Annotated in this window: 3 protein-coding genes; 2 read left to right on the plus strand and 1 reads right to left on the minus strand. The window is 61.9% G+C overall.

The annotated features are described in order from the left end of the window. Positions 1-177: 177 nt before the first annotated feature. Positions 178-861, plus strand: coding sequence for a 6-phosphogluconolactonase (gene pgl, locus Q8P46_14695; protein ID MDP2621395.1), 684 nt, complete (start codon positions 178-180; stop codon positions 859-861). Positions 862-874: 13 nt separating this feature from the next. On the opposite strand, the gene Q8P46_14700 is transcribed toward pgl, so the two are convergent. After that, positions 875-1,495: an SIS domain-containing protein gene (locus Q8P46_14700; GenBank protein ID MDP2621396.1), complete on the minus strand. Its 621-nt coding sequence runs from the start codon at positions 1,493-1,495 to the stop codon at positions 875-877. Between the two features lie 440 nt (positions 1,496-1,935). On the opposite strand from Q8P46_14700, the gene Q8P46_14705 reads away from it, so the two are divergent. Beyond that, a complete protein-coding gene (locus Q8P46_14705) occupies positions 1,936-2,712 on the plus strand; it encodes an aldolase/citrate lyase family protein (protein ID MDP2621397.1) in 777 nt (258 codons plus the stop codon). Positions 2,713-2,796 lie beyond the last annotated feature (84 nt).

Consider the following 2,796-nt stretch of genomic DNA (forward strand, 5'->3'; position numbering starts at 1 on the left):
GGTGTTGCGGCTGTTGGCCGATGCACCGCATCGCCCGGCGAGCCGCGCCTGGCCACGGCGCAAAATCATCCCGGTCAAATGGTTCCCTATAACCATGAACCGCTCTAGGTCTTCTTTGGTCCGTCCAATCCTGTCGTTCCGGTCCGGAGAAGAGAAGGGGGGAGGGGGCGAGCCCGCATGAGCGTAGAGGAACGCGCCTTTGACGCTCTCGACGGCGCCGCGCGCGCATTGGCAGACGCTCTGGCATCGACCCTCTGCGAGGCCCAGTCCGCGCGAGGCCTGGCTTCATTGGTTGTTTCCGGCGGCCGCACGCCGCGGCATGTGTTTCAATGGCTGAGGCAAAAGAAGGTGGATTGGGCGCGCGTTACGGTGACCCTGACCGACGAACGCTGGGTTGCGCCGAGCCATCCCGACAGCAATGAGGGGCTCGTGCGCTCGTTTCTCCTGCGGGGTCCAGCCGAGGCGGCAACCTTCGTCGCCCTTTATGGAGGCGAGATCTCGCCCGAAGCTGGTCAGACGGCGTGCGAAGCGCGGCTTAAAGCCATTACGCGGCCGTTCGACGCGGTCTATCTGGGGCTTGGCGGGGATGGCCATTTCGCCTCGCTGTTCCCGGAGGATCCGGCCCTGGACGTACAGGATCGTATCTGCGTTGCCGTGCCGGGGACGGATACCCGCCAGCCCCGTGTGACCCTCACCGCGCCGGCGATCTTGGACGCAAGAGAGGTGTTCCTAATGTTTTCCGGGGCGGAAAAACATGCAGCCTATGCCGAAGCCAAGCGGGCCGGGTCCCATCGGCATATCCCCCTGCGCCTCATTTTGCAGCAGGAGCGGACACCGGTCAGGGTGTTGCATGCGCGGTAGACTTGAGCGCCGCTTAGAATTTTCGCTGCTTGATGACCTCTTCGCCCATATGCGCCTGGCGGACATATTGGGCAAGAATGTGCATGAGCGACTGGTGGACATCCTCGATGACGCCGTAATTGTCGGCGGCGACATGCAGGCTCACATCCGCGATTGCGGCAGATCGGCCGCCGGAAAATCCGCTCATGGAAATCACCGGGAGCTTGTTTTCCTTGGCCCAAAGGGCGGCGCGGACGATATTTTCGGAATCTCCCGAGGAGCTGATGGTGATCAGCGCGTCGCCGGGCTTCGCCATGGTGCGGAGCTGGTAGACAAAGACCTCGTCATAGGAGATATCATTGGCGATTGCCGTAATCATCTCGATGGTGGCGCTCAGCGAAACGACTCTTGGGCTGAGATTCGTGTCCGTCTGAACCAGCTTGCAGTGGTCGCAAACGAGATGATTGGAGATTGCCGCCGAGCCCCCATTGCCACAGGCGTAGACCATACCTCCTGCGGTGTAGATCTTGGTCAGAATCCGCGCGGCCTCCTCAACCCTCTGCCCGTCCACCGAAGCGGCAGCCGCGGCGATTTGGTCGAAATAGGCGCCAGCGTAACTTCCAGCGTCGGCAAATTTGCTGTCCGGGAAAGTCATCGTGATTCTCGCAAGCTGAATGGACTGTCGGTACCGTTAGTAGAGGTGGCTTGTCGCGTTGTGCAAGGTTGCGCTGGCCTCGACGTGCCGGTCATGGGATGTGAAATTTCTCCTCATTTGTAAGACCTTCTACTTCACCTGCCTGTTTGGATACAAGATCGCATTATGCGGCCCTACGGGGTCGGGAGGAGATCGGAACCCTTCAGTCCCGGCTTGTCTACGTGGCGAGCGAGAACTGCAGTGCATGTGGTCGCGCAAACGTCGCAATGCCGCCGGTCGGGCCCATTTAACCCAACCAGTCGATCCCATATGGTCGCAAAGCGCTCTGGCTGCTATCCAGGCAACTGGGAGCCTTAAATTTGTTCCACGTTAAGCCGAAGACGGAGTGAGCGAGGAGCTCAAGTCGCAAGATCGGAGGGGCGCTGGTGAGAAAAAACGCATTGAAGAGCATATGGGCAGATGGCGGCGTGGTGGTCAACGGCTGGTGCTCCATCCCCAGCTCGTTCTCGGCCGAAGTGATGGCCCACCAGGGATTCGATTCCATCTGCATCGACACGCAGCACGGGGCCGTCGACTACCAGGTCGCGTTGACCATGCTTCAGGCGATCTCGACGACGCCGGTCATCCCGATCGTCCGGGTGCAGTGGAATGATCCGGGTCGGCTGATGAAGATTCTGGACGCCGGCGCCTACGGCGTCATCTGCCCGATGATCAACAGCCGCGCGGAGGCCGAAGCTCTGGTCGGCGCCTGCAAATACCCGCCGGTCGGGTTTCGCAGCTTCGGGCCCATTCGGGCGAAATATTACGGCGGAGGAGCGACGCACGGCGGCGGCGACTATCACGATTTCGCCAACGAGGAAACGCTGGTCATGGCGCAGATCGAGACCCAGGCGGCGATCGAGAACCTCGACGAAATCCTGACTGTGCCGGGCATCGCCGCGGTTTATGTCGGGCCGTCCGACCTAGCCATGGCGCTCGGCAGCCAGCCGCGCGCGGGCCAGGGCGACACCGCGGTTGTCGAGGCGCGCAAGAAGATCATCGCAGCGTGCAAGCGCCACGGGGTGCCCGCCGGCATCCATACGCCGTCGGCAGACGTCGCGCTGAAGCGGATCGCCGACGGATTCCAGTTGGTGACGATCGCCAGCGACGACCGGTTCCTGATGACCCAGGCGGCCGCCGAAGTGTCCGCGGTCAGGAAAGGACTGGGGAAGGGCTAGAGCGGTTCATGGTTATAGGGAATCAATTTGACCGGGATGATTTTGCGCCGTGGCCAGGCGCGGCTCGCCGGGCGATGCGGTGCA

The sequence above is a fragment of the Hyphomicrobiales bacterium genome (assembly GCA_030688605.1).
Classification (GTDB): Bacteria; Pseudomonadota; Alphaproteobacteria; order Rhizobiales; family NORP267; genus JAUYJB01.